The sequence below is a fragment of the Cetobacterium sp. genome (genome assembly GCF_048470075.1).
Classification (GTDB): domain Bacteria; phylum Fusobacteriota; class Fusobacteriia; order Fusobacteriales; family Fusobacteriaceae; genus Cetobacterium_A.
Genome location: NZ_DBGBQB010000008.1, coordinates 1 through 2,976, shown reverse-complemented (window position 1 = coordinate 2,976; position 2,976 = coordinate 1). Strand labels below are relative to the sequence as shown.

The 2,976-nt window shown below is 28.9% G+C and carries 2 protein-coding genes; both read left to right on the top strand.

Going from position 1 to position 2,976, the window contains the following annotated elements:
* The coding region (locus ACMOUI_RS00240) for a transglycosylase SLT domain-containing protein (protein ID WP_418963738.1) at nt 1-1,219 on the top strand (1,219 nt) is incomplete at its 5' end.
* 23 nt (nt 1,220-1,242) lie between these two features.
* A partial coding sequence (recJ, locus tag ACMOUI_RS00235) for a single-stranded-DNA-specific exonuclease RecJ (protein ID WP_418963737.1) occupies nt 1,243-2,976 on the top strand: 1,734 nt, incomplete at its 3' end.

Sequence of the window (2,976 nt, the reverse complement as noted above, 5' to 3'; positions counted from 1 at the left end):
TAGAGAAAATAATGATAAAAAATTGACCTTAAAAATTATATATTTAGAAAGTCTATTGAGATTGGATGAGAATAAAAAAGTTATTGATTTAACAAAAAAATTAGATACTGGAGAGGGGAACTTAATCTTTATAAGAGCGAGGGCTTACGAACAGAGTAAAGATTATTCAAGAGCAATTTTTAACTATGAAAAAATAAAAGATATAAGGTTAATAGACAGGGCAAGTTTTAGAATTGGACGTATATATTACAAATTAGGAGAGTATAAAAAGGCTAAAGAAATAGTCGAAAAAATAAATAGAAAAAACGAAAATGTAGAAGCTCTGTTATTAGACATCTATATAAAGTTAGAGAATAGAAAAAAATTTATAGAGAAATATGGGGGATTTAAGGAAGTATATCCAGATAATCCAAAACTTGGATTATACTATATGGTTTATACACAACTCATGGAGGGAGCTAAAAATCCATGGAAGTTAGCCGACTATAATGTTTTTTTTGCAAGTAACTATGTTGTTAGAAACTATATGGATTCTTTAAAAGATTTTGATATAAAAAATACATATAAGGAGGAGGTTTTAAAGGATGCTTTAACTCAAATAGGGGAATTGAAAAATCCTGAACTATTGGAACTGGCTGTTCAAAGTAATAACTTCGATTTAGATAAAGAGACAACTCAAGATAAAATAACAATAATGAATAGTTTTATAAAAAGTGGTTTCTATAAAGAATCTTTTAAAAAAGTTAGTGATTTCAAAAATGAATTTTATAAATATAAAAACTTATTACACTATGTATATCCTAAGTATTATAGGGAAGAGGTTCAAGATGCTAGAAAGATATATTTAATTCCCCAATCTCTGATATATACTGTGATGTATATAGAGAGTGGGTTTGATAATGAGAGTAATAAGTTTGAAAGAGTTGGTTTAATGGGAGTTCCTACTAGTGTAATTGGAGAGGATAGAGAGGAGATTTATTACGACCCTAAAAAAAATATAGAGTTGGGTAGTAAAATTTTAAAAGAAACTTATGATAAGCACAATGGAATGATTTTAAAAACATTGATAGAGTATATGTATGGAGAGAAAGTTTTAAAAACATTAAATTTTGAATTGGATGGAGATTTAAAACTGGAGACAATAGTGGATGAAAGACTTCAAAGGGAGATTGAAGAGATTGTATACACATATGCATTTTATAGTGCAATATATAATTAAAAATTTAAGAAAGGTATGAAAATATGAGAAATACAAAATGGTTATTTAAATCAGAAGAGTTTAAAAGAACACATGAAGATATAGATAGAGACATAGAACAGATACTGTATAATAGAGGTATAATTTCAAAAGAGGAGATAGATTTATTTATAGATGGAACTTTGGAACACCTTATGAACCCAAGTGATCTAAAGGATATAGATAAAGGTGTGGAAAGAGTTTTAAGAGCTAAAGAGAGAGGGGAAAACGTATGGATATATGGAGACTACGATGTGGATGGAATCACATCTACCTCTCTATGTTATCTGGCTTTAAAAGAGCTTGAAATAAATGTCAATTACTATATACCTTTAAGAGATGAAGGATATGGATTAAATAAAGAGGCTTTAAGCCATATAAAGGGGGAAGGTGGGGATTTAATTATAACAGTTGACTGTGGAATCTCATCTATTTCAGAAGTTAAACACTGTAATGACTTAGGAATGGATATGATAATAACAGATCATCATGAGATTAATAATGATTTGCCAGAAGCTTTTGCTGTTATAAATCCAAAGAGAGATGACAATGAGAGTCCATATAAGTATCTAGCTGGAGTTGGAACAGCATTTATGTTGATATTAGCACTATATAAGAAACTGGAGAAAAAAAATGATATATATAAATATTTAGATATAGTTGCGATTGGTACAATAGCGGATATAGTACCTTTAAAAGGGGAAAATAGACTTTTAGTAAAAAGAGGGTTAGAGCTTTTAAAAAGTAGTAAGTGGTTGGGATTAAATATGCTTATGAAAAGGTTGTATGAAAATCCGTTAGAAAAAAAGTTTGACACATATGATGTTGGGTTTATAATAGCTCCAATTTTTAATGCTGCTGGGAGATTAGAGGATGCAAAAATGGCTGTGGAACTTATGGTCAGTGATTCCCATGTTATCTGTGATAAATTGATTTATGAATTAATAAATAAGAATAGTGAAAGAAAAGAGATTCAAGAGAATATTTTAAAAAAAGCAATTGAAAAAATAGATGAAAAAAAATTAGATGAAAATAGCGTTATCGTTGTTGCAGAGGAGAAATTTCATCATGGAGTGATAGGGATAGTTGCGTCAAAAATTTTAGATAGATACTATAAACCTACAATAATAATGGAAATAAAGCCACTGGAGGGAATAGCAACAGCTTCCTGTAGAAGTACGGAAGCATTTAATATGATTGAAGCTTTAAATTCGATGAAAGAGCTTTTTGTAAAATATGGTGGACATGCAGGAGCAGCAGGATTTTCTATCCCAATTGAAAATATAGAGAGATTTTCTAAGGAGATAAATGATTATGCACTGAGAACATTGGATAGTGAAGCCACAAAGAAACCTATAAAAATAGATTGTGAACTTTCAATGATGAAAATATCTTTTGATTTAATGGATAAACTTTCATTGTTAGAACCATATGGATTTGGAAATGCCTCACCTCTATTTGCAATAAAAAATTGTAACTATAAAAATTTTAGAGCTATTGGAAAAGAAAAAAATCATTTGATGATGGATTTAATTAAAAATGGAGTGGAGATAAAAAACTGTGTTTGGTTCAACAGTGAGGATATGCTTGAAACTATTGTGAATAACATAGAGATAGATGTAGCCTTTAAATTGAAAATGGAAACATTTAAAGATAAATATCAATATAAAATATTTATAGAGGATATAAAACCCTCTAAAAAGGTATTGAATGAATTTAAAGATATAGAGAGCTTATAC